The organism is Isoptericola croceus (assembly GCF_029382255.1).
Taxonomy (GTDB): Bacteria; Actinomycetota; Actinomycetes; order Actinomycetales; family Cellulomonadaceae; genus Isoptericola; species Isoptericola croceus.
Genome location: NZ_JARLLG010000008.1, coordinates 62,128 through 87,666, shown reverse-complemented (window position 1 = coordinate 87,666; position 25,539 = coordinate 62,128). Strand labels below are relative to the sequence as shown.

Below are 25,539 nucleotides of genomic sequence, written 5' to 3'. Positions count from 1 at the left end.
AACCTCGAGGCCGTCGGGTCCATTCCGCACCATACCGAGAGGCCGAGAGGCAGCGGGCCTCGCGTTCGCCGTCCGCGCCGTCAGAACGGCACGCCGCAGCGCAGCACCACGTTCGCGTACGGCGTCGCCTCGCCGGTGCGCACCACCAGCGCCACGGAGTCGAGCAGCGCCTTGAGCTCGTCGTGGGGCACGAGCTCCGGGGCCAGGCCGCGTTCGTCGAGCCACGTGCTCACCACCGTGCCGCTGCTCTCCGTCGCGGCCACGCTGCCCTCGACGACGATCTCGTCGAGGACGGCTTCGAGGACCTGGGTGAAGCGGGGCACCCCGTGGACGACGGAGACGTCCACGACGGGCGCCGACGGCGGCAGGGGCAGCCCGCAGTCGGCCACGACGACGAGGTGCCCGTGTCCGAGCCGGGCGAGCCCCTCGGCCAGGGCGGGGTTGAGCACGCCTGCGCGCCTCACGCGGTGACCTCGGGCAGCTCGTCCCCCAGGCCGGGGTAGGACGACTGCGCGCCGACCGACCGCACGGCGTAGGCGCCCACACGGGCCGCGAACCGGGCCGCGGTCACGAGGTCGTCACCGCTGGCGAGGCCGTGCGCGAGCGCGCCGACGAACGCGTCGCCCGCCCCGGTCGTGTCCACGGCGTCGACGCATGGCGTCGGCACCTGCTCCAGGAGGTCCCCGGCACCGACGAGCGCGCCCCGCGCTCCGAGCGTCATGACGACCGACCGCACCCCGCGGGCGAGCAGCGCGGTCACGACGGCCTCGTCCGAGCCGTCCTCGGTCGCCGGGGTCGCGCCGTCCGCTGCACCGAGCGCTGCCGCGACGAGGGCGGCCTCGTGCTCGTTGACCACGAGCGGGTCCGCGGCGAGGAGCACGTCGGCGTCGACGTCGATGACGGGGGCGAGGTTCACGATCAGCCTGCCGCGCGTCGCCCGTGCGGCCTCCTCGATCCCGCTGCGGGGGATCTCGCCCTGCAGCACGACCACCGCGGCGGCACCGACGACGTCGCGGTGGGCGCGGACGGCGTCGGCGTCCACCGTGGCGTTGACCCCGGGGATGACGACGATCGAGTTCTCCCCGTCGGCGGCGACCGCCACGAGCGCGACGCCCGTGGCGCCGCTCCGTACGGCGAGCGCCGACAGGTCCACCCCCGCCTCCCGCAGACCCGCCAGGGCGGGCTCCGCGAACGCGTCGTCGCCGACGGCACCGACCAGGGCGGTCGGCGAACCGAGCCGCGCGGCGGCGACGGCCTGGTTGGCGCCCTTGCCGCCGGGCAGGACGTCCATCCTCTCCCCGAGGATCGTCTCGCCCGGCGCGGGGTGTACGCCGACGCGGGCGAGCAGGTCGGCGTTCGTCGAGCCGACGACGACGACGGCGTGCGGACCGTCGGGCGGCGGGGCGGCGGGGGTGGTCGCGGTCACTGCAGGAAGTCTCCGACGTTCTCGGTGGTCACGGTCTGGACGGGCACGGGGATCTCGGAGTCCACGGTCTCGCCGGCGAGCACCCGGGACATGACCTCCACGGACTGGCGGCCGAGCTCGGTGGGCTGCTGGGCGACGGTGGCCACGAGGCTGCCGCTCTCCACGGCGGCGAGGCCGTCGTCGGTGCCGTCGAACCCGACGACCATGACGTCGTCACCGGCGCGGGCGCCGAGCGCCTGGATGGCGCCGAGGGCCATCTCGTCGTTCTCGGCGAAGATCCCGACGGTGTCCGGGTGCGACTGCAGGAGGTTCGTCGCGACGTCGAGCGCCTGCGCACGGTCGAAGTTCGCGGTCTGGGTCGCGACGACCTCGATGTCCGCGAACTCGGCGATGCCCTCGGCGAAGCCCTGGCCGCGGTCGCGGCTCGCGGACGTCCCGGCCACGCCCTGCAGCACGATGACCGTGCCCTCCTCGCCGATCGCCGCGGCGAGCGCCTCGGCGGCCTGACGACCGCCGGCGACGTTGTCGCTCGAGACGAGGGACGTGATGTCGGCACCGTCCACGGCGCGGTCGACGCCGACGACGGGCAGGTCGGCGCCGAGGGCGGGCTGCACGGCGGCCCCCGCGGCGTCCGAGTCGACGGGGTTGACGACGACGCCGTCCGCGCCGCCCGTGACGGCGTTGGCGATCTGGTTCGCCTGGGTGGTGCTGTCGTTCTGCGCGTCGACGACGTCGAGGTCGAGGCCGAGCTCGTCGGCGGCCTCCTGCGCGCCGTCGCGCACGTCGACGAAGAACGGGTTGTTCAACGTCGACAGCGACAGGGTCACGCTCTGCCCGGCCGCGGCGGCGCCCTCGGTGCTGCCGCCGTCGCGACCGCACGCGGCGGTCGTGGCGACCAGGACGGCGCTGATCGTGACGGCTGTGGCGAGTCGTCCTGGGTGGGAGAACTTCATCGTCGGCTCCTTCGTCGGGGGGCAGGGTGCCCGGGGTGCCTGTGGGTCAGGCGGGTTCAGGTGGTGTGGCTAGTGGCGGGTGTTCTTGCGGCGCAGGACGTCGATGCCGACGGCGACGGCGATGACGAGCCCGATGACGACCTGCTGCCAGAACGACGAGACGTTGAGCAGGTTGAGCCCGTTGCGGATCACGGCGAGGATCAGCGCGCCGACCAGCGTGCCGGACACGCGCCCGACGCCACCGGCGAGCGACGCACCACCGATGACGACGGCGGCGATCGCGTCGAGCTCGTAGCCCGCCGCGGCCTGGGGCTGGGCGGAGTTGAGCCGCCCGGCGAGCAGCATCCCCGCGAGCGCGGCGTACAGCCCGGCGAGCGCGAAGACGGTCACGAGAACCCGCCTGACCGGGATGCCGGAGAGCCGGGCCGCCTCGGCGTTGCCTCCGACGGCGTACATGGAGCGGCCGACGACGGTCCGGTTGAGGATGAACGCGGCGACGAGCCCGGCGGCGGCGAGCACGAGGATCGGCACGGGGATGCCGACGACGGTGCCGCCCAGGAACGAGACCTCGGGCGACGTGGCGATCGGGCGCCCGTCGGACACGACGAGGGTCAGTCCGCGAGCGACGCTGAGCATCGCGAGGGTCGCGATGAAGGACGGCAGCCGGCCGAAGGCGATGGCGATGCCGCTGATCGAGCCGAGCGCCGCACCGGTCGCGAGCCCGGCCACGAGGGACATCCAGCCTGGCATCCCGGCGGACGAGTACACCCAGGCGGACGCCATCGCGCTGAGCGCCGCGACGGACCCGACCGACAGGTCGATCCCCCCGGCGACGATCACGAACGTCATGCCGAACGCGAGGACGGCGATCGTGGACGCCTGGATGCCGATGTTGAGCAGGTTCGGCCCGGTGAGGAAGTTCGGGGTCGCGATGAACAGCGCCAGGCACAGCGCGACGAGACCCACGAGGGCGCCGTTGTTCGCGAGGAACGCGCCGGCCGTGGTCCGCAGCCGCGACGGTGCGGTCGGGGACGTGGTCGTGGTGGTCGGTGTGGTCATGAGCTCGTTCCTTCGGTGTGGTCTTCGGCGTCGCGGTCGACGTCCCGCACGGCCAGGGCCATCACGCGGTCCTGGGTGGCGTCCTCGGCGGCGAGCTCGCCGGCGAGGTGCCCGCCGCTCATGACGAGGATGCGATCGCTCATGCCGAGGACCTCGGGCAGGTCGCTCGAGACCATGACGACCGCTCCGCCGTCGGCCGTGATCGCGTTGATGAACTCGTAGATCTCGACGCGCGCTCCGACGTCGACCCCGCGGGTGGGCTCGTCGAGGAGGAGGACCTGGGACCCGGCGAGCACCCAGCGGGCGAAGACGATCTTCTGCTGGTTGCCGCCGGACAGGTCGCGGGCGGTCTGGTCGATGTCCCGCATCCGGATGCGCAGCCGGTCGGCGACGTCCTGCGCGCGGCGGCGCTGGCCCGAGCGGTCGACCAGGCCCGTGCGGGCGGTCGAGCGCAGGGTCGCGTAGCCGATGTTCTCGTTCACCGACGCCCCGAGCACGAGGCCCTGGTTCTTGCGGTCCTCGGGGACGTGCCCGACGCCGGCCGCGATGGCCCGGCCCACGTTCTTCGCGGGCAGCGTGCCGCCCCGCACGGTCACGGTGCCGGCGTCGTACGGGTCGGCGCCCGCGACGGCGCGCAGCAGCTCGGTGCGCCCGGCCCCGACCAGCCCGGCGATGCCGACGACCTCACCGGCCCGCACCTGGAAGCTGATGTCGTCGACCACGCCGTGCCGCGTCAGGTGCTGCACGTCGAGGAGCACGTCGTCGGGACCCGTGTACTCGCGGCGGCGCGGGTGGTGGTCGGCGATGTCGCGCCCGACCATGTGCCGCACGAGCTCGTCCTCGGCGGTCGACGCGGGGACCTCGGCGACGAGCGACCCGTCGCGCAGCACGCTCACGTCGTCACCGATCCGGGTGATCTCCTCCAGGTGGTGGCTGATGAAGACCATGCCCACGCCGTCGGCCCGCAGGTCCTGGACCACCGCGAACAGCGCGTCGATCTCGCCGTGGGTGAGTGCCGCCGTCGGCTCGTCGAGGATGAGCATCCGGGCGTCCAGGCTCAGCGCCTTCGCGATCTCCACGAGCTGCTGGCGGGCCACGCCCAGCTCGCCCACGGGCTGGTCCACGTCCACGTCGAGGCCGATGCGGTCGAGCGCGCGGCGCGCCGTGGCACGCATCGCGCGCTTGTCGAGCAGGCCGCCGCGCGACGGCAACCGGCCCATGAGCACGTTCTCCGCGACCGACATGGTCGGCACGAGGTTGAGCTCCTGGTGGATCGTCGCGATCCCGTGGGACTCCGCGGCGCGCACGCCGTCGAGCACCACGGGCTTGCGGTCGACGAGGATGCGCCCGCCGTCGGGCTGGTAGATGCCCGACATCATCTTGATGAGCGTCGACTTGCCGGCACCGTTCTCGCCCAGGAGGACCTGGACGTGCCCGGGCCGCACGTGCACGGTGACGTCGTCGATCACCCGGACCGGGCCGAACGACTTCGAGACGTTCTCGAGGGTGAGCAGCGGTGCGCCGCTCGAGGGGGCGGTCATGCGATCCTCCGCGGGTCGGGGGCGCCGGTCGAGCCGCGCACGACGAGGGTGGTGGGCAGCACGGCCGACGTGACGGTCTCGCCGGCCAGGACGTCGCGGATCATCTCCACCGCGAGCGCCCCCATCCGGGCCGGGTCGTGCGCGATCACGGTGAGCGCAGGGCTCACCAGGCGGAACGTGCCGATGTCGTCGTAGCCGACGAGCGAGAGCTCCGAGCCGATCCGCACCCCGCGGTCCTGGCAGACCTGCAGGACGCCGAACGTCATGAGGCTGTCGGCCGCGAGGATCGCCGTCGGCGGCTCGTCCAGGCCGAGGAGGAGCTCCGCGCCCTCGACACCGCTGGCCACCTGGAAGTCGCCCTGGTGGACGAGGTGCGGGTCGGTGTCGAAGCCGTGCTCGGCGACGGCGTCACGGTAGGCGAGCAGGCGCTCGCGGCCGGTCGAGGTCTCCTGCGGGCCGGCGACGTACCCGATGCGGCGGTGGCCGAGCTCGGCGAGGTGGCGGGCGGCGTCGGCGATCCCCGCGCGGTTGTCCGAGGTGACGCTCGGGACGTCGACGCCGTCGATCGTGCGGTCGACGAACACGACGGGCATCCCCAGGGTGAGGACGTCGCGCAGGCTGCCGCTGCCGTCCCCCTGCGGGGCGACGATCATGCCGTCGACGCGCTGGGAGACGAGCAGGTCGAGGCAGAGGTCCTGCTGGTCGGTGCTCTCGTTGGCGTTGCACAGCAGCGTGGCCATGCTGGCGGCGAGCGCGCTCTGCTCGACCGTGTGCGCGATCTCCGCGAAGAACGGGTTGCGGACGTCCGAGACGAGCACGCCGATCGTGTTGGTGCGGGTCTTGCGCAGCGAGCGGGCCTGCGCGTTGAGGCGGAAGCCGAGCTCGCGGGCGGCCTCGTCGACGCGGTGGCGGGAGTCGGCCGACGTGGCGGGGTGGCCGGACAGGACGCGTGAGGCGGTCGCCACGGACACCCCGGCTCGCGCCGCGACGTCGCGGATGGTCACCGACTGCATCGCAGCCTCCTCGCTGGGTCGAACGCCGTTGGTCTGTGTCGTGTAACCGATTCCATGGAACCGATTACACGGAGGTTACGCCGCGGTGCAGTGGTGCGCAAACATGCGTGTTGGGGGCATCTGTCCCGCCTCGGCGAGCTCGGGCCCAGGGACCCGGTACCGCCGGGCTACGGCTCCCGTGGCCGGGCCTGGACCGCCGGGACGGCAGCCGAGCACTCGGCGACGACGGCGCCGTCGTCGCCGAGGAGGGTCGCCGTGGCCGTCCAGCCCGAGACGTCCTCGAGCGTCTCGACGCTCGCCCAGGCGAGCAGCTCCGGCACCGTCCACCACAGGTCGTCGTCGGCATCGAGGTCAGGCTCGTCGTCCCACGCGTCGTCCGCGTCGTCGTGCGACGTCGCGGTCTGCGAGGAGTAGAGCCGCCCGTCGGGCGAGCGCACGGTCAGCGTGGCGTCCGCGGCATCGAGCGGGCGGTTGCCGCCGTCGTCGGCCCCGAGCCCTGTCGACCAGGCGGCGACCACCTGCCACGACTCCTCGGTCAGTCGGAGGAGGCCGAGCCGGGACTCCCACGAGGCCGACGCAGCGCTGTCGATCATCGCCGTCGCCACGAAGTCACCGGTGCTGGTGCAGGAGGTCCCGTCGGACGACGAGTGCCAGGCGCCGCCGCTGCTCTGCGTCAGGCTCGTCGCCGCCGCAGCAGCGCACACGACGAGCGCGACGGCGCTCGTGACGATCGGTGGCCAGCGCAGGCTAGGCGTCCGGGCGTCACGCTGACGGCGCAGCCACGCCACCCACGGGTGCGGGGCGGGCCGGGTGCTGAGCACGGCGACGGTGCCGAGCAACGAGTCCGCGAAGGTGCGGCCCTGCGGGTGCCAGGCGGCGCGCAGGTAGCCGATCATGAGGACGGCGTCGAGCAGGTGCGCGAACCATCGCAGCACGGTCCCCGCGAACCCGATCGGTCGACCGGACCGGTCATCGACCACGGACACGCCCGTGACGCGCTTGCCCGGCGTCATCCCCGTGTAGGCCTGCAGCACCGCGAGCGAGACGAGGGCGCCTGCGGTCCAGACGAAGGTCGCGGAGGCGAGGGGAGGATCCTCGCCCCCGTCCAGCAGCGGCAGCGTCGCGAACGACGGGGCCTCGCCGGTGGCGAGCCACGCGACCGACGACACGAGCGCCGAGTCCAGGAGCACCGCCAGCGCACGGTGGAGCCAACCGGCCTTCGCGTGGCCGCCCACGAGCGGCCGAGGCCCGGGTTCTCGTCCGTCCGACGACGGCGGGGCGGGCGGAGCCTGCGCCGGGACCGTCGTCGTCATGGACGGATCCTTCCACGGCGGAGGACGTCGGTCACGTCTCCGGGGCGGTCGGTGAAGCGCTCCCCGGGCCGGTCACGACGGCGTGGCGTCGCCGTGGCGGCGCAGCGCCCGCGCGTCCTTGACGGCGTCCGCGCGCTGGGCTGCCTTCTTGTCGCTGGCCCGGGTGTCACGCGGCGGGAGCTGGATCGTCTCCTCGGCGGCGATACCGCCCCGCAGCTCGCGGCTGCGCTCGAGCTCGGCGTCGAGCTCGGCACCGAAGAGCAGGGCGAGGTTGGTGATCCACAGCCACAGCAGGAACACGATGACGCCGCCGAGGGCGCCGTACGTCGACCCGTAGTTGCCGAACTGGGTGACGTAGAGGCCGAACCCCGCGGAGGCCACGATCCAGACGAGGATCGCGACGGCTGCGCCGACGCTCACCCACCGGAACGTGGGCTGCTTGACGTTGGGTGTCAGGTGGTAGAGCAGCGCGATCACGATGATCACGAGCAGCAGCGCGACGGGCCACTTGGCGATCTGCCACACGGTGATCGCGGTGTCTCCGAGGCCGACGGCGCCCCCGACGGCGGCGGCGACGGGCCCGGACAGCACGAGACTGGCGACGACCAGCGCGGCCAGCACCACCGTGACGACGGTGACGCCGAGCATGATCGGGCGCAGCTTCCAGAACGGGCGGCCCTCCTCCACCTCGTACACGCGGTTCATCGCGCGGCTGAAGGCGGTGATGTACCCGGAGGCCGACCACAGGGCCAGCACGACACCGAGGATGAGCGCCAGGCCCGCGCCCGTGGAGCCTGCCGCGTTCGCGACGAGGGGCTCGACGATGTCCAGGGTCTCCGGGGGCAGGAAGCCGGAGACGGTGTCCATGATGGAGCTGACGGCCGCCTCGGCGTCGGCGACGAGACCGAGGACGGAGATCAGGGCCAGCAGCGCGGGCGCGGACGCGAGCACGGCGAAGAACGTGAGCGCGGCGGCGAGGTCGGTGCACTGGTCGTCGCGGAACTCGCGGATGGCGCCCTTGATCGCCCGCTTCCAGTGCGGCCCGTGCAGGTCGGGTGGCGAGTCGGGCTTGCTGGAGTCACGGTGCGTCCCGTGCGTGCGCGGCTCGTCGGTGTCAGCCATCGGCCCTCCAGGTGTCGTCGAGACCATCACCAGGCTCTGCGTGGAAGGCGATGCCCGCAACGCGAGCCGGGGCCCGTCCAGAATTCCCCCTGCGCCCGAGGAGTCTGGAGCTTCCTGTGCGCACCCCCGCTGCTACCTCGGTCCAGTACCGGCTCGACGGCGTCGTCCGTCGTTTCGCCGACTGTCTCGTCCTCGACGGTGTCGATCTCACCCTGCGACCCGGCGAACGCGCCGGCTCGCGTCGACTACCCGGGCGCCGTCGTCCTCGTCACGCACGACCGGTTGCTGCGGGCGCGTTTCCCGGGCCGCCACGTTCCGCTGGGTGGGTGACGGGCTCCGGCGGCGGCGCCGAGCCCGGCGACGTGTCCCTCGCGTCGAGCCCGGCCAGCAGCTTGCGGAGGATCGTGTCGAAGGCCTGTGCCTCGCCCTCGGTGAGCAGGTCGAGGAGCCGGGTCTCGTTGCGGGCGTGGTCGGTGACGGCGGCGTCGACGACGGCGAGCCCGTCGGGGGTGAGGCCGACCCTCAGGCTTCGCCGGTCCTCGGGCGCGGTGCGCCGGGTGACGAGCCCTCGTCGCTCGAGGCGGTCGATGCGCTTGGTCATGCCGGCACGGGTGATGAGCAGGATGTCGGCGAGGTGGGACGGGCTGAGCTCGTAGGGGGCGCCCGTGCGTCGTAGCCCGGCGAGGACGTCGAACTCGCCGCGGTCCAGGCCGTGGGCGGCGAACACCGCGTCCACGGCCCGGCCGCCCACGCGGTGCAGGCGGGCGAAGCGTGCCAGCGTGCCCATCGCGCGCAGGTCGAGGTCCGGACGTTCGCGTGCCCAGTGGGCGACGGCGACGTCGGCGAAGTCGGGGGTGTCATCGGAGTGCTCGACCATGCCACCACGATACTGCACTGGTATATAGTCAACCAGGAAACCACTATGGAGGCTGCTCTGATGAAGCCTGTCGTCGTCCGCACCTCGATCGACGTGGGCGTGCCCGCGGCCGTCGCGTGGGAGTACCTCAGCGTCTACGCGAACGACCTCGCCTGGCGCGCCGGCCTGGAGCAGATGACCCAGGAGCCGGCAGGACCGGTGCACGACGCCGCCCGGGTCGCCGAGACCCTGCGCGTGCTCGGCCGGACCATCGAGAGCGCGGTCGAGGTCTCCGACGTGCGCCCGGGCCGTTCGTTCCGCTGGCGGGTCGCCGACGGCACGGCTGAGGGCAGCCGCACGGTGACGCCGACAGCGGCGGGCTCGTGCCGGGTCGACGTCGTCAAGCTGGTCACCCTCTCCGGGCGTGACCGTCTCCTGCGTCCGCTGGTGAGCATCGTGATCGCGCGCACCGAGCGTCAGGACCTCCGGCGGTTGCGTCGGACGCTGGAGCGTCTCGAGGTCATCGGGACTGCTTGAGACCGATGACGACGCCGTGTGGATCTTTGACGTACCCGACCCGTCCTTCACCGGGCAGGTCGAGGATGTCGCCGGCAGAGGCTCCGCCGGCCGCCTCGACGGACGCGACCGCGGCGTCGATGTCGGGTACCTCGATCCAGAGGATGGTGTTCTGCGACTGGTAGCGGCTGCTCATGACGGCGGCGTCGACACCGCTGCCGTCCCCGGTGCGGGCGACGAGGTAGTCCGGTACGTGGGGAGAGGCGGTGGACTCCCATCCGAAGGCACGGGCGTAGAAGTCCGCGGTCTTCTCGGGGGAGGTGCTGGTCAGCTCGACGTGGATGATTGTTCCCATGCCTCCACGCTAGGGACGCCGGGGGTGCCGGGCTTGAAGGAATCGGTCAACCTGCGGACCGTGCCATGAGACGGGCGATGCCGTCGTAGGTGTCGCGGAACGCCGTGGCCGTCATCCCCGTGAAGCGGGTGAAGTCACGAGACGCGTGCGACTGGTCGGCGTACCCGGCCAGCGCCGCGAGCAGCGCCGTGGGCAGGCCACCCGCCTCCGCGAGCAACGCGTCGGTGAAGACCCGGTGGCGCATCACCTGGAGGTACTGCTTCGGGGACAGGCCGATCCCGCGGCGGAACGCTCGGTAGAGGGTCGAGGCGGCGACGGCGAGCTCGGCGGACAGCGAGCCGACGTCGACGGCGGACGGCGCGGCGTCGATCCGAGCCGTCGCCTGCGCGAGGAGCTCCTGTGAGACGGTCCGCTGCCCAGGAAGGAACCCGTCCAGCCAGCGGTCGAGCTCACGGGCAGGATCCTCGGCGAGGGCACCCTTGCCGGGCAACGGTCCGATCGCCTCGACCACCTGCGCCGGCTGCTCCGGAGCCCGGGGGAACAGCGCGCGGGCTCCCCAGGGTGTGAACTGGATGCCGACGTAGTGGGAGGGCCCCTCCTGCTCGATCACCATCGGTGCGGTGCCGGTCGGCAGGTAGACGTCCGCGTTCTCCCGGGCGGGCCCGTCCGTGGCGAAGCGCCGCCCCGGACGGCCCAGGCAGAACTGGACCGTGCTGCGCCCGTTCGGCACGAGCACGGCATGCAGCGGACCTGGAGGCGCGGGGGAGACCACCGACCAGTAGTGCTCGACGAGTCCGGCGAGGCGCGGCGCCGGGGAGTGGCGGCGGTAGTCCAACGCGGGGCTCCTGTCCGGGCCCGGCCCGCGACAGCGCGGTCGCCGGAGACCGCGCGCACCGGCTGCCCTTTCCAAGGTATAGCGCACAGGGGGTCTTGCGGCAAGGCCCCTTGCGAGGCGCAGAATCTCAGGTCTCCGCCCCTGCCGCCCGGGGCCTCGCGACCGGAGCTGATGCCCGTGACCTCCCGTTCCTCGAGTGCTTTCGCCCTGCCCGACTCCCGCGCCGCCAAGTCCGACGCCGCGCTGATCGCCGCCGACGAGCGGCACTTCGCCGCCGTCGCGGCGAGCATCGCCCGGTCGACGGCGGACCTCACCGACCGGCTCGATGCCGCCCGCCGCGCTCCGGCAGGTTCGGGCCAGGCCGCGCTGGAACGTGACCAGGAGGTCCACCGGCTCACCGCGCGCCTGCGCACCCTGCGCCGCTTCGGCCTGGACCTGTGCCTCGGGCGCATGGTCCCGGCCGACGGCGGCGAGCCCGTCTACGTGGGCCGCCTCGGACTGACGGACGGCGACGGCGCGCGCCTGCTCGTCGACTGGCGCTCGCCCGCGGCCGAGCCGTTCTTCGGCGCCACCCACGCCGACCCGATGGGTCTCGCGAGCCGCCGCCGCTACCACTGGACGGACGGCCGGGTCTCGGACTACTGGGACGAGGTCTTCGAAACCGACAGGGGGTCGAACGGCGCGGCCGGTACCAACGGGTTGGCCCAGCACCCCGCGCTCGACGACCAGTCGGCGTTCATCGCCGGCCTGGGCAGCGAGCGCTCGGACCGGATGCGCGACGTCCTGGGCACCATCCAGGCCGACCAGGACGCGATCATCCGCGCCGGGTCGCAGGGCACCCTGGTGGTCGACGGCGGCCCGGGCACCGGCAAGACGGTCGTCGCCCTGCACCGCACCGCCTACCTGCTGTACTCCGACCCGCGGCTGGGCCACCGCCGGGGCGGGGTGCTGTTCGTCGGCCCGCACCGGCCGTACCTGGCCTACGTCTCCGACGTCCTGCCCAGCCTCGGGGAGGAGGGCGTGCAGACGTGCCTCCTGGCGGACCTCGTCCCGGAGGGCGCGACGGTGGTCCCCGAGCCCGACCCGCGGGTGGCGCGGCTGAAGGCGGACGCCCGCATGGTGGCGGCGATCGAGCCAGCCGTACGGCTCTACGAGCAGCCACCGGCCGAGGGGATGCTGGTCGAGACCCCCTCGGCCGACGTCTGGATCGGCACCGACGACTGGGCGGAGGCGTTCGACGCGGCCGAACCCGGCACCCCCCACAACGAGGCCCGCGACCAGGTCTGGGAGGCGCTGCTGCGCATCGGCGTGGACAAGCTGCGCGAGGAGATCGCCGACGGCTCCGAGGTGGACGGCGCGGGCGACGACGGGGACGACCACGACGAGGACGAGTTCGACGCCTACGGGCGCACCGCCGTCGACCCCGACGCCGCGAGCCGCCAGGCGCTCGCCGCGAACCGGGACCTGGTGCGGGCGTTCGGCCGGGCCTGGCCGCTGCTGGATCCGACGGACCTGGTGGGCGACCTGTGGGAGGTGCCGGCCTACCTGCGGATGTGCGCGCCGTGGCTCGCGCCGGAGGAGGTGTTGGCGCTGCAGCGCACGGACGCGCGGGCATGGACGGTGGCCGACCTGCCGCTGCTGGACGCGGCACGCCGTCGGCTCGGTGACCCGGAGGCGTCCCGCCGTGGACGTCGGCACGAGGCGGCCGTCGCCGCCGAGCGGGCGCGCATGGCCGACGTCGTCGACGACCTGATCGCCACCGACGACTCCGACCTGGGCGTGATGTCGATGCTGCGCGGCCAGGACCTGCGTACGGCGCTCGTGGACGACTCGGCCGTCCCGGCAGCCGACCCGGACGAACTCGCCGGACCGTTCGCGCACGTCGTCGTCGACGAGGCGCAGGAGCTGACCGACGCGGAGTGGCAGATGCTGCTGGCCCGCTGCCCGTCGCGGAGCCTGACCGTCGTCGGGGACCGGGCGCAGGCCCGCCACGGCTTCACCGAGTCGTGGGCGGAGCGGCTCGAGCGGGTCGGCCTGGACCGCGTCGGCCTGGCCTCCCTGACGATCAACTACCGCACGCCGCGGGAGGTCATGGCCGCGGCGGAGCCGGTGATCCGGGCCGCGATCCCGGACGCGAACGTGCCGGCGTCGGTGCGCGGCACAGGACCGGTCGTGCACGGCGCCACGGCGGAGCTGGAGCGGGTGCTCGACGCGTGGCTCGCCGAGCACCCCGGCATCGCCTGCGTGATCGGCGAGGCGCCCTTCGCGCCGCGGGAACGGGTGCGGGTGCTCGGCCCGGAGCTGGTCAAGGGCCTCGAGTTCGACCTGGTGGTGCTCGTGGACCCGCAGCGGTTCGGTGACGGGATCGAGGGCGCCGTCGACCGCTACGTCGCGATGACGCGGGCCACCCAACGGCTCGTGGTGCTCACGGGCGGCTGAGTCCCTGGGGCGCCGCCAGCGCCTCGGTCAGGACGCGGCCCTGGGCACCGGCCGGCGGGTCGATGCCGAGCAGCGCGGCGACGGTGGGCGCGACGTCGACGTGCCGGGGGCCTGACGGCGGGCGGCCCGGCGCGACGCCGGCGCCCGCCAGCGCGAAGGCGACCTCGAGCTCGGTGGTGGCTCCGTGCCGACCGGCCGGCCGCCGGGGCGTCGGGCCGAACGACCAACCCGGCTCCGGTTCGACGACGAGCTCGCCGAACCGCGGGCTCATCCGCATCCGGGTCTGGTCCTCCTTGCCGAAGACGGCCCGTACCTGCGGGAGTGCCTCGAGGGCCCGGCGGATCGTGCCGGTCGCCGCGGGGTCGTCTGCCGCGTGACCCACCAGGTGCAGGCTGGCGACACCACCGACGACGATCACCACCTCGGTCCGGCGCCGCGGCGAGGCGCCCGGGCGGACGATCTCGGCCCGGTAGCCGGCCCGGCGGATCGCGGCACGCGCAGCCCTGCCGAACCCACGGTCGAAGGTCGTCATGCCGTGGTCGCCCAGGAGGACGAACGCGGTGCGCCCGGCGATCCCGGCGTCCTTGGTCGCCGCGACGAGCCGGCCGACCTGGGTATCGATCGTGCGCAGGGCCGCCGGGATCTGCGGGTGCCGGTCCCCGCCGGCGTGGCCGAGCGCGTCGAGGGTGTCGCAGTACACGGCGAGCAGCCGCGGCAGGCGGGCCATCCGCACCGGTCGACCGCCGCTGCGCACGGGGTCGCCGCGCAGCACGGCCACGGCATCGTCCACCCGGCGGGCGCAGTCGCCGCCCGGCTGGGTGTAGAGACCGTCCGCGTCCCCGAAGGCCGTGCCGTGGTCCTGCACCACGGACCACTGGACGGAGAGCACCGTGCCACCCTGCTCGCGCACCGCCTCCGCGATCGTCGGTACGGCGATGTCGCGCTGCTGCCCCCGCGCCGTGCCCGTCGCGGGGTCGTACCAGAAGGCTGTGTTGAGGTGCCGGTCCGGCCAGGCGCCGGTGGCGATCGAGGTCCACGACGGGTTCGTGATGCTCGGCATCACGCCGGTCCCGGTCGTCAGGCTGCCGCGACGCACCAGGGCGTCGAGGTGCGGCGTCGGCAGGTCGTCCAGCAGGTCGAGGTAGCCGGCGTCGAACCCGTCCAGCGCGACGAGCACGACGTGGTCGGCCGGCGGGCCGGGTGCTGCGACGGGCTCCATGTCACCCATGGTCGGGCCGGCGGCGCGCGTCGGCACGGGGGGCAGTGGCCACCGCACACCATGGCAGGATGACAATGGTTCTCAACACGCGAAGGAGCCCGATGCACAACCGGCCGGGTCAGGTCCCCGTGGTCGTCCTCGCCGGACACCTGGGCTCCGGCAAGACGACGCTGCTCAACCACCTGCTCGGCCGGCCCGGCGCCCGCGTCGGCGTCGTGGTCAACGACTTCGGGGACATCGCCGTCGACGCCGGGCTCGTCACCGGGCAGGTCGACGAACCTGCCGCGATCTCCGGCGGCTGCCTGTGCTGCCTGCCCGACGCCGGCGGCCTCGACGACGCGCTCGAGACGCTCACCGACCCTCGCCGCGGGCTGGACGTCGTCATCGTCGAGGCGAGCGGGATCGCCGACCCGGTGACGCTGGCACGGCTCGTCCGGTTCAGCGGTGTCGAGCGCGTGCGGCCCGGGGGCGTGGTCGACGTGATCGACGCCGTCGAGCACTTCGACACCGTGGACACCGGGGTCGACCCTCCGGTGCGGTACGGGTCCGTGTCCCTCGTCGTGGTGAACAAGCTCGACCTGCTGCCGGCCGGTGCGCGGGAGACGACGCTCGAGCGCATCGAGGCCCGGGTGCGGCAGCGCAACCCCCGGGTGCAGGTGGTGCCCACCGACCACGGGCGGATCGACCCCGAGCTCGTGTACGACGCCGCGAGCGACGTCGACCCTCCCGACCAGCTGCCCATCGCCGCGCTGCTGCGCGACGCGCGCACCCATCACCACGTGCACGCCGACGCGGTGAGCGTCCCTACCGCCGGACCCGTCAGCCCCACGAGGCTGGTCGACCTGCTGGAAGACCCACCGCCCGGCGTCTACCGCGTCAAGGGATCGCTCACCGTCCGCACGACCCGGGGCGCACGCACCTACCTGGTGAACGTGGTGGGCCGTTCGGTGCACGTCGCCAGCGTGCGCTCGCCGGCCGGCGAGCCAGGTCTGGTGGCCATCGGCATGCACCTCGACACCGACGCCGTGCGGGAGCGGCTCGAGCGTGCGCTGACGGTCACCGACGCCCCCGACGCCCGCGGCTTCTCGCGGTTGCAGCGCCACCGGCGGCTGAGCCGTTAGGAGCCGCTGTGTCGCGATGAGGGTCGAGGGCCACGGCGTTCACAGCCTGACGCGCAGCCGGCGTTCGCGCGCCGCGAGCGCGGCGCGATCGGCCAGGTCCTCGACGGAGAGGGCCGACCTCGTGCCGGTCGCCGGGTCCTGCACCGCGACCATCCCTGCGTCGGCTTCGCGCGGTCCGACGACCGCGAGCAGCGCGTCCCGGCGTCGGCGTGCGAGCCGGATGCGGTTGCTGAGCGACCCCTCCTGCTCGACCCGAACCCGCAGCCTGCGGGACCGCAGCTCGTCAGCGACCGGACCGGCGTCGGCACCCCCGACCGGAAGCACGCACACGTGGACCGGCGCGAGCCAGAACGGGAGCCGGCCCCCGTGCTGCTCGAGCAGGAACGCGACCATCCGTTCCATCGACCCGACGGTGCCGCGATGGATCATGACCGGCCGGGCGCGCGACCCGTCCGCGGTGACGTACTCGAGACCGAACCGGTCGGGCTGGTTGAAGTCGAGCTGGACGGTCGCGAGGGTCTCCTCCTGCCCGCGGGCGTCGCGCACCTGGACGTCGAGCTTCGGTCCGTAGAACGCCGCCTCGCCCGGTCCGTCGACCCACCTTAGTCCGGTCCCGGTGAGCGCGGCCCGGAGCTGGGCCTCGGCGTCGGCCCACCGGGCGGGCTCCCCGAGCCAGCGGTCGGAGTCGTCACGGCCGGAGAGCCGCACATGATCGATCTGCAGCCCGAGCAGCCCCAGGACGTCGAGCACCGCGTCCAGCGCGCGCCGCACCTCGGAGGCAACCTGGTCCGGGCGGCAGAAGACGTGGGTGTCGTCGAGGTTGATCTGCCGTACGCGGCTCAGGCCGGACAGCACACCCGACCGCTCGGCGCGGAACATCGCCCCGAGCTCGTGGAACCGCAGCGGCAGGTCACGGTGGCTGCGCGGCTCCGCGGCGTAGATCGTCGCGTGGTGCGGGCAGTTTGCGGGCCGAAGCACGAGCGGGTCGTCGGAGCCGTCGTCGAGCGCGGGGAACATGTCGTCGGCGAACTTCGCCCAGTGTCCGGACCGCTCGTAGAGCGAGCGTTTGGCGAGCACGGGCGAGTAGACGGGCTCGCAGCCGTCCGCGAGCGCGACGTCCTCGGCCAGCCGCTCCAGCTCGCGCCGCACAGCCGCCCCGGCGGGCAGCCACAGGGGCAGACCGGGCCCCACGAGCGGGCTGGTGGCGAACACGCGCATCTCGCGACCGACGTCGCGGTGGTCGACGGCGGGCAGGGCGGACTGCGCAACAGGTGCGGAGCTCATGGCGTTCTCCTTGGTATGCAGGAGCCCGCCCGTGGGACGACGAAGGCCCCGGAGCGAGCTCCGGGGCCTGGGTGCTGGGTGTGCAGCGGTCAGCGGGCGCCGGAGGGATCCGGCGTCGTCGTGACCTGGGCGCTGCGCATGCCAACGACGCTACCTCGTGCGGGGCGGCGAAGCCAAGTATCCGAGGAGCAATGTCGTCTCGCGTGGTGGACCCGGTGCATCTCGACAGAATGAGTGGATGGTCAGGCCCCTTCAGCTCGCCCGGGCGGTGGTCGCCCCGTTGACGCGCACGCGAGCATTCCGCGCGGCCGGGCCGGTGCTGCTGCCGCCCGCTGAGCGGGTGCTCGCCTCGTGCACGTGTGGCCGTGTGCAGCTCAGCGCGCTGCTGGTGCCCTCGCTCGTCCTGCACTCGACGGGGGCCAGGTCGGGCCAGCCGCGCGACACCTATCTGATGTACACGCCGGACGGGCGGGGCGGAGCCATCGTGGCGGGGCCGGCTGACGCGGGTGCGGGTCACGCTCATCGAGGACGACGACGAGCGCGAGGCCGCGTGGGCCCGTCTCGAGGCGCAGTGGCCTGGGTACCGCGCGTACGAGCGGGACTCCGGCTGCACCGTGCGCCTGTTCCGCCTGCAGTCGGTCGGGCAACCAGGTCGTCGACCGTGAGCAGCGTCGCGAGGCGACGCCGATCCTCAACCATCAAGCCCTTTGAGGCACGCGACTCGAGCGGCCGCGATGCGGTGGACCATCGGGTCGTCGGGCACTATATGACCGGTCGTGAAGCAGCCGCGGCCTCGGAGCTAGGCTGCGTAGGTGACCGTGGACGACGAGTTGAAGCACGGTGGTGTCCGCATCGATCCGGACCGTACCCACTGGGTGATGTGGGGCGAGATCGACGGCGCCGTGCAGAAGCGGGTGGAGGCCGAGCTGGCCGAGCACCTGCGGCAGACTGCTGAGGAACCGCTCACGGTGGATCTCGCCGACGTGACCTTCATCGACTCGGGCGGCCTGCGGCTGCTGTACACCGCGGTCGAGGCGAAGCCCACCCCGCCGGTGCTGGTCGGTGCACCGACCAGGGTTCGCGACCTGCTGCGCATCAGCGGCGTCGAGAGGCTGTTCATCCTGGAGGACTGACGAGGAACGCATCGTCGAGCAGATACTGCAGTTGCCTCGAGGGGCCAGTGTGGAGGGAACGGTTGTCGAGAGGAATCCTGGTGTCTGCCCAGGATGGGGCAGCAGACGAGGGGGGGACGATGGTGAACGCTTCGGCGACTTGTGTGTTCTGCGACTTGATCGCGTCGGGGGCTGGTCATTGGGTCGCGCAGGAAGCGAACGCGGTCGCGTTCCTGCCACTCCCTGAGGGTGCCCTCGCGCCCGGTCACACACTTGTCGTGCCCCGCGGCCACTGCGTGGGCGTGCTGGATGCGATCCCTGAGGCGCTCTCGGCGACGATGGGGCTGGTGCAGCGCGTGTCAGTGGCGATGACGGAGGCGCTCGGAGCAACAGGCGTGGTGCTACTGAACGCAAGCGGCCCGTTTTCAGGGCAGTCGGTGGGGCATCTCCACTTCCACGTCGTCCCTCGCTGGCCAGGCGACGAGGCAACGCTCTGGCCGAGCGATCGATCGTCCCACGCGCCGATTCCCGACGCTGGAGAGCTGCTGGCGGCCGCGCTCGGTAGCACGGTGGGTGCTACGTAGCGGACTGATCCCAGACGAGGTCGTTGAGTGGGTGCGGCGACGTGGCGACGGCCTGTTCCAGAAGGCGGCAAAACAGCAGGCCCGCGATCGTGAGCCACGACGGTTAAACCGGAAGGTGTACTCGTCGAGGTAATAGGGCAGATGCTCAGCGGCATGCCGTAGTGGAGCGTCCCGATGATCCATCGCTTGAGCAGCGAGGCGACCATGTGCAGCCCGGGTAGCAGCGATTCCTTGCCCGCGGTGCGCATGCCGACGGTGCGCTCGTGCTGTCGCCCCTGTCCGTCAGGCGGCGGAACATCTGCGCTCGTCGGTGTGGACCTCGCTGCCCGGCGCGATCACGTCTTGGGCGAACTCAAGTATGTCTATCGAGCCCGGCCGGGCGGCGACCTGGGCCCGCACCCGGCCGATCTTGCGGCCGTAATTCTCCACCGCGAGCATCACGCACGCCTAGTCGGTGCTCGCGCCGTAGCCGCCGCGCGGGCGCCACCGATGTACGTCTCGTCCAGCTCGCCCACCACGCCAGGACCGCCAAGCAGGTCCCGCTCGGGGCGGACCATCGCTCGGCGCAGCTTGTACAGCCAGGCCCAGGCCGTCTTGTAGGACCCGAACCCGAGCACGCATTGCAAGCCCAAAGCCGAGACCCGCTGCGACGCTGAAGGGTTCTGGAAGCACGGGCACGCTCCGCGGCACAGGGACGGCGTTCAGGGGATCGGGCTCCGGCCAGAATGGAGTGCCGTCGACGGAGGTCCGTGGTGGTGGCCGTGAAGCCGCCGAACGCACCGACCAACGCGACAGAACTCGCGTGCTGGCTCAGCGCGGAAGACGTCTACCGAACCGTCCCTCGGCGCAATAACTGAGGGCCCTACGAGCAACTTCTCGTGGGGCCCCTCATCGGCCTGCCACAGGTCTACTAGTCGCAGTGCTCGGTGGTCGAGTCGTCAGGTGCGCACAGTGTCACTTCGAACGGGACGTGCAGCCGCCCCTCCTTGTCGCCGTCCCGGTAAGTGACGACGAAGGACTCCGAATGCCCCGTCTCCGTCCCGGTGCGGACGAGCTCGAGGACGAGTTCCGCATGCCCATCACCACAGACACCTTCCACGGTCGTGTGGAGCGGGTCGAACCCTGCGTCGGGCAGGCTCACGAAGTCGCTGCCGAACTCGGATGCAGGGCTTCCGGTGGCGAAGCTGGTGACCTCAATGCCGTCCGAGCCCTCTACGGGCGCGACGGAGGTGATCGTGACCGGCGACGACGCTGGATCCTTCAGGCAGACCGTCGGGTCGGCCATCGTCCAGGGCGCTCCTTCGGTCGCATCAGGGATGACTGCGCCCGCGCCATCGCCGGGATAGACGAGTACGTCACTGGATCCCGTGAGGGCCGAGTTGCACCCGGCCGTGGTCAGCGAGACGAGAAGTACGGAACAGGCGACGGCGTGGCCCGTCCGCAGCATCATGCGGGCGGCCGAGCGACGACGATTGGCGCATCCAGCCATGAACCTCCTTTGTTGGGTTCTTCGCCGATCCGGTGGGGAGTGACGCCCGCAGGGTGACGAGGAGGAATCGTCAAGACCTGTGGACCGGCGTGTCACCCGGCTGCGGTGCTGAGCGTCATGATCGGGATGTTCGACTCACGCCACCGTTGCGGTCGTAGTAGCGGGCCATCAGTTCCCAGTACGCCATCAGCAGCCCCATCTCCAGTGCTGTCGCTGCTGCGGCCGGCACAGCGCGGCGCTGATGGGCGGCAACCAACGCGACCAGCAGGGCGGCGCTCGCGGCGACGTTGACCGCCATCGCGGTGTCCATCGGCCGCTTGGCGATCCACTGCTCCTCGCCAAGAGCCGCCCGGGTCGCCCATGCGCGGTCGTGCGCCGGCTTGCTGAACACCACCGGGTTGACTGCCATCCATAGGCCGACCAGCGCGGCGTCGCGCCCGCTGCGCCGCCACACCGGGACAAGCATCAGCGGTGTGCTCGCCCACCTCGTCCACATGCTCCACGGGTTGCTGTGCCGCGCGAACACCACCCGCTTGACCTTGCGCCAGTCCTCCATCGTTGGCTCCTTCCGGCCCTGCTGATCGCACAACTCTCGATTCTGCTCCGTGTGTGGCTCTTCGTCGATCCGGTGGGGAGCAGCCCTGGCGCGGCTGCGTGCCGGAGCGACTCGACCTAGCGTCGAGTGATGAGCAACAAGAGCAACGAGACCCGGCGCGAGGCACCGGGCAGCAAGAGCGCGAAGATCCTGTATCGGCCCTTCGGCCTGGTGAGCTCGATCGTGGGCGGCATCGTGGCGGGTCAGGTGTTCCGGCAGGTCTACAAGCGGGTGGCGCCGGGTCACCCGGACGACCCGCCGAAGCCGCTCGAGTCGGAGTACGCGCTGAAGGAGATCGTCCTCGCGTCGTTGCTGCAGGGCGCGGTCTTCTCGTTGGTCAAGGCGCTCATCGACCGGGCGGGTGCCCGGGTGTTCCAGCGGTGGACGGGGGAGTGGCCGGGCGACTGACGCCGCCCGACCAGGACGGACCGGCCGGCACGGGCCGGGCGGGATAGGTTGCTGGGGATGCGTCGCCCCGCTCCGAGGTCTGCCGAGCCCATCACCCGGGTGCCGGGGATGCGCGCCCTGCTGACGATGTCCGCCCTCGGGTTCGCGGGCTATGCGCTGCTCCTGCCTGTCGCCCCGCTCCGGGCGGTGCACGGGGGAGCGGACTCCGGCGGCGCCGGGCTCGTCAATGCGGTGCTCATGCTGGCCACCGTCGTGACGCAGACGACGATGCCGACCGCTCTGCGGCGCATCGGCTGGCGCCCCACGATGGTGGCGGGCGTGCTGCTCCTCGGCCTGCCCTCGGCGCTGTTCCTCCTCACGGACGCCCTGCCCTGGTTGCTCGTGCTGTCCGCCGTGCGCGGGATGGGGTTCGCCGTGCTGACGGTCTGCGGGTCGAGTGCTGTGGCCGCCCTCGTGGACGGTCTGCGGCACGGGCGCGCCATCGGTGTCTACGGGCTGTCGATCGCGATCCCGCAGCTCCTGCTGGTGCCGAGCGCGGCGTGGATCGCTGAGACGCTGGACTTCGCGGTGGTCTTCGCGCTGGGCGCGCTGCCGGTGCTCGCGGTCCCGGCCGCCGCCCTGCTCGGCCGCCGTCTCGAACGGATGACGGCCGACGACGCCGGCCCGGCGCAGTCCAGGACGGTGCCGTCAGGGTCCGAGCAGGCCGGGCAGGCCGGGCAGGCCGGGAAGGTCCGGCCGGTTGGCGGCCGGTGGCGGGTGCTGCTCGGCCTGGCGCTACCGTCGTTCGTCCTGCTGGTGGTCACCACGCCGGGCGGTGCGTTGCTGACCTTCACGCCGCAGTTTGCCGGCAGCGCGAGCCTGGCGGTCATCGGGCTGCTCGGCTTCACGGCGGCGACGGCCTTCTCGCGCTGGGCCGTCGGTGGGCCGGCCGATCGGTACGGCCCGCGGGTGTTCGTGGCACCGCTGCTCGGCCTGTGCGCCGCCGGTCTGGTGCTGTGCGCCTGGGCGATCGCCGACGGCGGTACGCGTCCCGTCGCGCTCGTGCTCGGCATGACCGTCGTCGGCCTGACCTACGGCAGCCTGCAGAACCTCACGCTCGTGGAGGCGTTCGCGGCCGTGCCGCGCCGCCAGCACCCGACCGCCAGCACGGTGTGGAACATCGGGTTCGACGCCGGGACCGGGCTGGGGTCGCTGGTGGTGGGGTTCATCGCCGCGGGCGCCGGGTTCGGGGCGGGGCTGGCGACGACGGCGGCGGTCTGCGTCGTCGCTGCGGTCGCCGTCCTGGTCGCGGGCCGGTCGACGGTACGGGCGCGTTGACGACGGACGTCGGGGCCGTCGTCAGACGTCGGCAGGAGCGGGCTCGGGACGGGTGCCGAGCAGGCGCACCGCGAGGAGGACGAGCGCGATCCCGGTGCCGACGATGGCAGCGGTGAGCGCGGACATCCCCCACCAGTTCGCCTGGAACGCCTCCGGTACGAGCCGTTCGGGGACGGCCACGACACCGATGAAGGCGCCCCAGAGGCCGATGTAGGTGCCGATCATCATGCCGGCGTGGTTGCGTACGTCGCCACGCCGGGCGTTCCACAGGCCCAGCGTGAGCGTGACGAGGGTGAGCGTGCTCAGGATGTGGATCCAGCTGAAGTTGCCTGGGCTGATGGACTGCAGGAGGTACGACGAGAGCGCCGTGAAGTACATCAGGACGACCCAGGTGTAGCCGATGGCGCGGTGCGGTGGGTCGCCCTTGCGGCGCCGCAGGATGTTGGCGCCGCCGAGCACCAGCGAGAACGACGCCGTCAGTGCGTGCGCGGCGACGAGCACCGACCAGGTGTGCTCGGTGTGGACCACGGGCCTCTCCCACTTGTTGGACGGTCAGAGTGTCCAGTAGTGCGGGAGAGCCGTCAATGGTGTCGGCGCCGGTCACACGGCCCGCGCGCCGAGCCAGGGTTCGAGGACGTCCTCGCTGCCGAGCCAGCGCAGCCCGCCGTCGTCGACCTCTGCACCGGTGACCAGCGCCTCGCCGAAGGCGTCGAGGATGCGGTCCCGCGTCATCCGGGCCTCCTCGGGGTCGCCGGCGCCGACGACGAGGATCCGGGTGACGGGCGGGCGGTTCCCGGCGACCTCCTGCCACGTGCCGAGGTCGGCGACGCACAGCGCGCCGCCGGCACCGTCCCACAGGCAGATGGAGTCCGGCCGGTCGGGCACGTGGAAGACGCCGCGGCTGCGCACGGGTCCGGTGCCGAGGTGCTCGATCTGCTCCAGGAGGCGTTCCGGGTGGAAGGGCCGCCGGGACTTCAGCAGCAGGCTCCAGCTGCGGTCCCGCGGGTCCTTGTTGGACCGGCGCCCGGCCCGCGCGCCGAGGGGGTGCGCCCGGCCCTCGGCGGCGACGGTGTTGTGGGTGCGGGCGGCGAGCTCGGTGATGTCGAGCTCGTGCAGGCCGTCGATCCGGCGGCTGTCGGTGGCGCGCAGTCGGTCGACCAGGCCGGCCCCCGTCGGGTCGTCGCCGGTGGTGACGATGAGGTCGACCTGCTCGAGCTGGGCGGCGAGCGCCTCGCCGAGCGGGCGTTCGTCGTCCTCGGTCAGGGCCAGGCCGCGCTCGTCGACGAGGTCGTCGCCGAGCAGGTCGGACTCGATGCGGTCGAGGTCGACGACGGCGGTGGTGGCGGTGAAGCGAAGCTGCTCGAGCACCTCGCCGCGGGCGGTGTAGGTCGCCAGCGCCCGGGCGACGGGCAGGGGCTCGGCGGTGACGGGCAGGGCGAGGACGAGGTCGGTCCAGCGGCCGCTCTCGGCGAGCCGCGCGAGGGTCGGCACCGCGTCCTCGCGCACGCTGCAGGACACGCAGGCGTGCTCGAGCTCCACCGTGACGTCCTCGACCACGCCGGCCGCGTCGATGACGACGCGCCGCAGGGCGCCGTCATCGGGCAGCAGGTCGTGGCGGACGACGACGGCGCCGGGGGACGCGAGGGTCAGGCTTGCGGCGGTGGTGTCGCGGAGCACGGGGTCGGTGCTGACGAGCACGCTCAGTGCGGGCTGCTGCGGACGGGGGATCACGTGCGCCTCCTTCGGCTTGAGAATGATTATCGCTTCTGCCACACTCTAGCGCCTAGGTGAGAACTGTTCTCAAGCGGTGTCCGTCACAGGCCGCCGCACCCGAAAGGAAGCCATGTCCGCCCGCTGTCAGGTGCTCGGCACCGTCCCGGGGTTCGGCCACTCGATCTCGCACTCGCACGTGCGGACCAAGCGGCGGTTCAACCCCAACATCCAGAAGAAGCGCTACTGGGTCCCGTCCCTCGGCCGCACCGTCACCCTGCGCGTGAGTGCCAAGGGCATCAAGACGATCGATCGTGACGGTATCGACGTCGTCGTCGCTCGGATCCTGGCACGAGGGGAGAAGGTCTGATGGCCTCGAAGGCCGATCTGCGTCCGATCATCAAGCTGCGCTCCACCGCGGGCACCGGCTTCACCTACGTGACGCGCAAGAACCGCCGCAACAGCCCCGACCGGCTGACGCTGCGCAAGTACGACCCCGTCGTGCGCCGGCACGTCGAGTTCAAGGAGACCCGCTGATGGCCAAGAAGTCGAAGATCGCCGCGAACGACCGGCGGCGGGAGGTCGTCGAGCGGTACGCCGAGCGTCGCCGCGAGCTCAAGCGGATCGTCGTCGCGCCGTCGAGCACCCCCGAGGAGCGCGCCGCCGCCGTCATGGAGCTGCAGCGTCAGCCCCGCGACGCCAGCGCCACCCGGGTCCGCAACCGCGACGCCGCCGACGGCCGCCCCCGCGGCTACGTCGGCAAGTTCGGGCTCTCCCGCATCCGGATGCGCGAGATGGCGCACCGCGGCGAGCTGCCCGGCGTGACCAAGTCGAGCTGGTGAGGAGACCATGAAGAAGAGCATCCACCCGACCTACGGCCCGGTCGTGTTCCGCGACAACAGCGCCGGGTTCTCGTTCCTGACGCGCTCCACCCTGGCCGGCGAGAACCACTCCGGGCCCGGGCGGCCCAAGAACACCATCGAGTGGTCCGACGGCAACACCTACCCGGTGATCGACGTCGACATCTCCAGCGCGAGCCACCCGTTCTGGACCGGCGCCGCGCGCGTCGTCGACACCGCGGGCCGCGTCGAGAAGTTCAATCGCCGCTACGGTACCGGTGCTGCTGCGAGCGGGGGTGCGCGATGAAGGTCCGTGCCTCCCTGCGGTCCCTGAAGAACAAGCCCGGCGCGAAGGTCGTGCGCCGCCGCGGCAAGACCTACGTCATCAACAAGCAGAACCCGCGCTGGAAGGCGCGCCAAGGCTGAGGAGCAA

33 protein-coding genes are annotated in these 25,539 nt (G+C 72.5%); 13 read left to right on the top strand and 20 right to left on the bottom strand.

Annotated features, from left to right (window positions below; translation table 11 throughout):
• Nucleotides 1-80: 80 nt before the first annotated feature.
• The 9 genes from rbsD to PZC42_RS16225 all read right to left on the bottom strand — a co-directional run bounded on the left by rbsD (nt 81) and on the right by PZC42_RS16225 (nt 9,304).
• Nucleotides 81-464, bottom strand: a complete 384-nt coding sequence (gene rbsD / locus PZC42_RS16265; RefSeq protein ID WP_277212649.1) for a D-ribose pyranase — start codon at nt 462-464, stop codon at nt 81-83.
• On the bottom strand, nt 461-1,426 hold the full coding sequence (locus PZC42_RS16260; RefSeq protein ID WP_277212648.1) for a ribokinase: 966 nt from the start codon (nt 1,424-1,426) through the stop codon (nt 461-463). The genes rbsD and PZC42_RS16260 overlap by 4 nt, the downstream gene beginning before the upstream one ends.
• Nucleotides 1,423-2,379, bottom strand: coding sequence for a substrate-binding domain-containing protein (locus PZC42_RS16255; RefSeq protein WP_277212647.1), 957 nt, complete (start codon nt 2,377-2,379; stop codon nt 1,423-1,425). The genes PZC42_RS16260 and PZC42_RS16255 overlap by 4 nt, the downstream gene beginning before the upstream one ends.
• A 69-nt stretch (nt 2,380-2,448) precedes the next feature.
• Nucleotides 2,449-3,438 (bottom strand): ABC transporter permease, encoded by a 990-nt coding sequence (locus tag PZC42_RS16250; RefSeq protein ID WP_277212646.1) that lies wholly within the window; start codon nt 3,436-3,438, stop codon nt 2,449-2,451.
• Entirely contained in the window at nt 3,435-4,979 is a 1,545-nt protein-coding gene (locus PZC42_RS16245; protein ID WP_277212645.1) for a sugar ABC transporter ATP-binding protein, read from the bottom strand. The genes PZC42_RS16250 and PZC42_RS16245 overlap by 4 nt, the downstream gene beginning before the upstream one ends.
• Nucleotides 4,976-5,992: a LacI family DNA-binding transcriptional regulator gene (locus tag PZC42_RS16240; protein WP_277212644.1), complete on the bottom strand. Its 1,017-nt coding sequence runs from the start codon at nt 5,990-5,992 to the stop codon at nt 4,976-4,978. The genes PZC42_RS16245 and PZC42_RS16240 overlap by 4 nt, the downstream gene beginning before the upstream one ends.
• Before the next feature lie 167 nt (nt 5,993-6,159).
• Entirely contained in the window at nt 6,160-7,305 is a 1,146-nt protein-coding gene (locus PZC42_RS16235; RefSeq protein ID WP_277212643.1) for an RDD family protein, read from the bottom strand.
• Nucleotides 7,306-7,377: 72 nt separating this feature from the next.
• On the bottom strand, nt 7,378-8,427 hold the full coding sequence (locus PZC42_RS16230) for a YihY/virulence factor BrkB family protein (RefSeq protein WP_277212642.1): 1,050 nt from the start codon (nt 8,425-8,427) through the stop codon (nt 7,378-7,380).
• A 268-nt stretch (nt 8,428-8,695) separates the two neighbouring features.
• Nucleotides 8,696-9,304 carry a MarR family winged helix-turn-helix transcriptional regulator gene (locus PZC42_RS16225; protein ID WP_277212641.1) on the bottom strand — a complete coding sequence of 203 codons (609 nt, stop codon included), beginning with the start codon at nt 9,302-9,304 and terminating at the stop codon, nt 8,696-8,698.
• A gap of 60 nt (nt 9,305-9,364) precedes the next feature.
• Here PZC42_RS16225 and PZC42_RS16220 point away from each other — a divergent pair, with 60 nt between their 5' ends.
• Nucleotides 9,365-9,820 (top strand): SRPBCC family protein, encoded by a 456-nt coding sequence (locus PZC42_RS16220; RefSeq protein ID WP_277212640.1) that lies wholly within the window; start codon nt 9,365-9,367, stop codon nt 9,818-9,820.
• Here the strand turns inward: PZC42_RS16220 and PZC42_RS16215 are convergent.
• Nucleotides 9,804-10,154 (bottom strand): VOC family protein, encoded by a 351-nt coding sequence (locus PZC42_RS16215; RefSeq protein WP_277212639.1) that lies wholly within the window; start codon nt 10,152-10,154, stop codon nt 9,804-9,806. The two genes, PZC42_RS16220 and PZC42_RS16215, sit on opposite strands and share 17 nt — an antisense overlap.
• Before the next feature lie 46 nt (nt 10,155-10,200).
• The gene (locus PZC42_RS16210; RefSeq protein ID WP_277212638.1) at nt 10,201-10,989 is read right to left on the bottom strand and encodes an AraC family transcriptional regulator; all 789 of its coding nucleotides are present in this window, start codon (nt 10,987-10,989) and stop codon (nt 10,201-10,203) included.
• Between the two features lie 171 nt (nt 10,990-11,160).
• Here PZC42_RS16210 and helR point away from each other — a divergent pair, with 171 nt between their 5' ends.
• A complete protein-coding gene (gene helR, locus PZC42_RS16205; RefSeq protein ID WP_277212637.1) occupies nt 11,161-13,428 on the top strand; it encodes an RNA polymerase recycling motor ATPase HelR in 2,268 nt (755 codons plus the stop codon).
• Here the strand turns inward: helR and PZC42_RS16200 are convergent.
• A complete protein-coding gene (locus tag PZC42_RS16200) occupies nt 13,415-14,647 on the bottom strand; it encodes an alkaline phosphatase family protein (protein WP_277212636.1) in 1,233 nt (410 codons plus the stop codon). The two genes, helR and PZC42_RS16200, sit on opposite strands and share 14 nt — an antisense overlap.
• A gap of 101 nt (nt 14,648-14,748) precedes the next feature.
• Between PZC42_RS16200 and PZC42_RS16195 the strand changes: the two genes are divergently transcribed.
• Nucleotides 14,749-15,768 carry a CobW family GTP-binding protein gene (locus PZC42_RS16195; RefSeq protein ID WP_277212635.1) on the top strand — a complete coding sequence of 340 codons (1,020 nt, stop codon included), beginning with the start codon at nt 14,749-14,751 and terminating at the stop codon, nt 15,766-15,768.
• Nucleotides 15,769-15,807: 39 nt separating this feature from the next.
• On the opposite strand, the gene thrS is transcribed toward PZC42_RS16195, so the two are convergent.
• Both thrS and PZC42_RS16185 read right to left on the bottom strand, forming a co-directional pair.
• Entirely contained in the window at nt 15,808-17,052 is a 1,245-nt protein-coding gene (gene thrS / locus PZC42_RS16190) for a threonine--tRNA ligase (protein ID WP_277212634.1), read from the bottom strand.
• A gap of 252 nt (nt 17,053-17,304) precedes the next feature.
• Complete coding sequence (locus PZC42_RS16185; RefSeq protein ID WP_277212633.1) at nt 17,305-17,496, bottom strand: hypothetical protein; 192 nt, start codon at nt 17,494-17,496, stop codon at nt 17,305-17,307.
• A 62-nt stretch (nt 17,497-17,558) separates the two neighbouring features.
• Here PZC42_RS16185 and PZC42_RS16180 point away from each other — a divergent pair, with 62 nt between their 5' ends.
• From PZC42_RS16180 to PZC42_RS16170, 3 genes are all read left to right on the top strand, one after another.
• Nucleotides 17,559-17,717 (top strand): hypothetical protein, encoded by a 159-nt coding sequence (locus PZC42_RS16180; protein WP_277212632.1) that lies wholly within the window; start codon nt 17,559-17,561, stop codon nt 17,715-17,717.
• Between the two features lie 147 nt (nt 17,718-17,864).
• Entirely contained in the window at nt 17,865-18,185 is a 321-nt protein-coding gene (locus PZC42_RS16175; protein ID WP_277212631.1) for an STAS domain-containing protein, read from the top strand.
• Nucleotides 18,186-18,304: 119 nt separating this feature from the next.
• Entirely contained in the window at nt 18,305-18,748 is a 444-nt protein-coding gene (locus tag PZC42_RS16170) for an HIT family protein (protein ID WP_277212630.1), read from the top strand.
• A 282-nt stretch (nt 18,749-19,030) separates the two neighbouring features.
• Here the strand turns inward: PZC42_RS16170 and PZC42_RS16165 are convergent, their stop codons facing one another.
• From PZC42_RS16165 to PZC42_RS16150, 4 genes are all read right to left on the bottom strand, one after another.
• On the bottom strand, nt 19,031-19,186 hold the full coding sequence (locus PZC42_RS16165; RefSeq protein WP_277212629.1) for a hypothetical protein: 156 nt from the start codon (nt 19,184-19,186) through the stop codon (nt 19,031-19,033).
• Complete coding sequence (locus PZC42_RS16160; protein ID WP_277212628.1) at nt 19,186-19,374, bottom strand: hypothetical protein; 189 nt, start codon at nt 19,372-19,374, stop codon at nt 19,186-19,188. Before PZC42_RS16160 ends, PZC42_RS16165 begins: the two co-directional genes overlap by 1 nt.
• Before the next feature lie 284 nt (nt 19,375-19,658).
• A complete protein-coding gene (locus tag PZC42_RS16155) occupies nt 19,659-20,198 on the bottom strand; it encodes a hypothetical protein (protein ID WP_277212627.1) in 540 nt (179 codons plus the stop codon).
• 154 nt (nt 20,199-20,352) lie between these two features.
• Nucleotides 20,353-20,793: a DUF6653 family protein gene (locus tag PZC42_RS16150; protein WP_277212626.1), complete on the bottom strand. Its 441-nt coding sequence runs from the start codon at nt 20,791-20,793 to the stop codon at nt 20,353-20,355.
• Nucleotides 20,794-20,922: 129 nt separating this feature from the next.
• On the opposite strand from PZC42_RS16150, the gene PZC42_RS16145 reads away from it, so the two are divergent.
• Nucleotides 20,923-21,240 carry a DUF4235 domain-containing protein gene (locus PZC42_RS16145; protein ID WP_277212625.1) on the top strand — a complete coding sequence of 106 codons (318 nt, stop codon included), beginning with the start codon at nt 20,923-20,925 and terminating at the stop codon, nt 21,238-21,240.
• A gap of 57 nt (nt 21,241-21,297) precedes the next feature.
• A complete protein-coding gene (locus PZC42_RS16140; RefSeq protein WP_277212624.1) occupies nt 21,298-22,557 on the top strand; it encodes an MFS transporter in 1,260 nt (419 codons plus the stop codon).
• Nucleotides 22,558-22,578: 21 nt separating this feature from the next.
• Here PZC42_RS16140 and PZC42_RS16135 read toward each other — a convergent pair whose 3' ends face one another.
• Together PZC42_RS16135 and PZC42_RS16130 are read right to left on the bottom strand one after the other, a co-directional pair.
• A complete protein-coding gene (locus PZC42_RS16135) occupies nt 22,579-23,085 on the bottom strand; it encodes a DUF2306 domain-containing protein (RefSeq protein ID WP_277212623.1) in 507 nt (168 codons plus the stop codon).
• 72 nt (nt 23,086-23,157) lie between these two features.
• Complete coding sequence (locus PZC42_RS16130; RefSeq protein WP_277212622.1) at nt 23,158-24,288, bottom strand: GTP-binding protein; 1,131 nt, start codon at nt 24,286-24,288, stop codon at nt 23,158-23,160.
• Nucleotides 24,289-24,400: 112 nt separating this feature from the next.
• Here PZC42_RS16130 and rpmB point away from each other — a divergent pair, with 112 nt between their 5' ends.
• From rpmB to ykgO, 5 genes are read left to right on the top strand one after another with little or no spacing between them, the layout of a single operon-like run.
• On the top strand, nt 24,401-24,637 hold the full coding sequence (gene rpmB, locus PZC42_RS16125; protein ID WP_171781800.1) for a 50S ribosomal protein L28: 237 nt from the start codon (nt 24,401-24,403) through the stop codon (nt 24,635-24,637).
• Nucleotides 24,637-24,804 (top strand): 50S ribosomal protein L33, encoded by a 168-nt coding sequence (gene rpmG / locus PZC42_RS16120; RefSeq protein ID WP_277212621.1) that lies wholly within the window; start codon nt 24,637-24,639, stop codon nt 24,802-24,804. The genes rpmB and rpmG overlap by 1 nt, the downstream gene beginning before the upstream one ends.
• Nucleotides 24,804-25,109, top strand: a complete 306-nt coding sequence (rpsN, locus tag PZC42_RS16115; RefSeq protein WP_277212620.1) for a 30S ribosomal protein S14 — start codon at nt 24,804-24,806, stop codon at nt 25,107-25,109. Before rpmG ends, rpsN begins: the two co-directional genes overlap by 1 nt.
• A 7-nt stretch (nt 25,110-25,116) precedes the next feature.
• Nucleotides 25,117-25,413 (top strand): type B 50S ribosomal protein L31, encoded by a 297-nt coding sequence (locus tag PZC42_RS16110; protein ID WP_277212619.1) that lies wholly within the window; start codon nt 25,117-25,119, stop codon nt 25,411-25,413.
• Nucleotides 25,410-25,532, top strand: a complete 123-nt coding sequence (ykgO, locus tag PZC42_RS16105; protein ID WP_277212618.1) for a type B 50S ribosomal protein L36 — start codon at nt 25,410-25,412, stop codon at nt 25,530-25,532. Before PZC42_RS16110 ends, ykgO begins: the two co-directional genes overlap by 4 nt.
• Nucleotides 25,533-25,539 lie beyond the last annotated feature (7 nt).

Bases quoted from the DNA above. Each gene is read 5' to 3' on its own strand.
- PZC42_RS16145 (WP_277212625.1), top strand. From the start codon at position 20,923: ATGAGCAACAAGAGCAACGAGACCCGGCGCGAGGCACCGGGCAGCAAG.
- PZC42_RS16165 (WP_277212629.1), bottom strand. From the start codon at position 19,186: ATGCTCGCGGTGGAGAATTACGGCCGCAAGATCGGCCGGGTGCGGGCC.
- PZC42_RS16150 (WP_277212626.1), bottom strand. From the start codon at position 20,793: ATGGAGGACTGGCGCAAGGTCAAGCGGGTGGTGTTCGCGCGGCACAGC.
- PZC42_RS16195 (WP_277212635.1), top strand. From the start codon at position 14,749: ATGCACAACCGGCCGGGTCAGGTCCCCGTGGTCGTCCTCGCCGGACAC.
- PZC42_RS16140 (WP_277212624.1), top strand. From the start codon at position 21,298: ATGCGTCGCCCCGCTCCGAGGTCTGCCGAGCCCATCACCCGGGTGCCG.
- PZC42_RS16220 (WP_277212640.1), top strand. From the start codon at position 9,365: ATGAAGCCTGTCGTCGTCCGCACCTCGATCGACGTGGGCGTGCCCGCG.
- PZC42_RS16215 (WP_277212639.1), bottom strand. From the start codon at position 10,154: ATGGGAACAATCATCCACGTCGAGCTGACCAGCACCTCCCCCGAGAAG.
- PZC42_RS16155 (WP_277212627.1), bottom strand. From the start codon at position 20,198: ATGATGCTGCGGACGGGCCACGCCGTCGCCTGTTCCGTACTTCTCGTC.
- thrS (WP_277212634.1), bottom strand. From the start codon at position 17,052: ATGAGCTCCGCACCTGTTGCGCAGTCCGCCCTGCCCGCCGTCGACCAC.
- PZC42_RS16235 (WP_277212643.1), bottom strand. From the start codon at position 7,305: ATGACGACGACGGTCCCGGCGCAGGCTCCGCCCGCCCCGCCGTCGTCG.
- PZC42_RS16225 (WP_277212641.1), bottom strand. From the start codon at position 9,304: ATGGTCGAGCACTCCGATGACACCCCCGACTTCGCCGACGTCGCCGTC.
- PZC42_RS16170 (WP_277212630.1), top strand. From the start codon at position 18,305: ATGGTGAACGCTTCGGCGACTTGTGTGTTCTGCGACTTGATCGCGTCG.
- PZC42_RS16250 (WP_277212646.1), bottom strand. From the start codon at position 3,438: ATGACCACACCGACCACCACGACCACGTCCCCGACCGCACCGTCGCGG.
- PZC42_RS16230 (WP_277212642.1), bottom strand. From the start codon at position 8,427: ATGGCTGACACCGACGAGCCGCGCACGCACGGGACGCACCGTGACTCC.
- PZC42_RS16200 (WP_277212636.1), bottom strand. From the start codon at position 14,647: ATGGAGCCCGTCGCAGCACCCGGCCCGCCGGCCGACCACGTCGTGCTC.
- rpmG (WP_277212621.1), top strand. From the start codon at position 24,637: ATGGCCTCGAAGGCCGATCTGCGTCCGATCATCAAGCTGCGCTCCACC.
- PZC42_RS16255 (WP_277212647.1), bottom strand. From the start codon at position 2,379: ATGAAGTTCTCCCACCCAGGACGACTCGCCACAGCCGTCACGATCAGC.
- rpsN (WP_277212620.1), top strand. From the start codon at position 24,804: ATGGCCAAGAAGTCGAAGATCGCCGCGAACGACCGGCGGCGGGAGGTC.
- ykgO (WP_277212618.1), top strand. From the start codon at position 25,410: ATGAAGGTCCGTGCCTCCCTGCGGTCCCTGAAGAACAAGCCCGGCGCG.
- PZC42_RS16110 (WP_277212619.1), top strand. From the start codon at position 25,117: ATGAAGAAGAGCATCCACCCGACCTACGGCCCGGTCGTGTTCCGCGAC.
- rpmB (WP_171781800.1), top strand. From the start codon at position 24,401: ATGTCCGCCCGCTGTCAGGTGCTCGGCACCGTCCCGGGGTTCGGCCAC.
- PZC42_RS16245 (WP_277212645.1), bottom strand. From the start codon at position 4,979: ATGACCGCCCCCTCGAGCGGCGCACCGCTGCTCACCCTCGAGAACGTC.
- helR (WP_277212637.1), top strand. From the start codon at position 11,161: ATGCCCGTGACCTCCCGTTCCTCGAGTGCTTTCGCCCTGCCCGACTCC.
- PZC42_RS16240 (WP_277212644.1), bottom strand. From the start codon at position 5,992: ATGCAGTCGGTGACCATCCGCGACGTCGCGGCGCGAGCCGGGGTGTCC.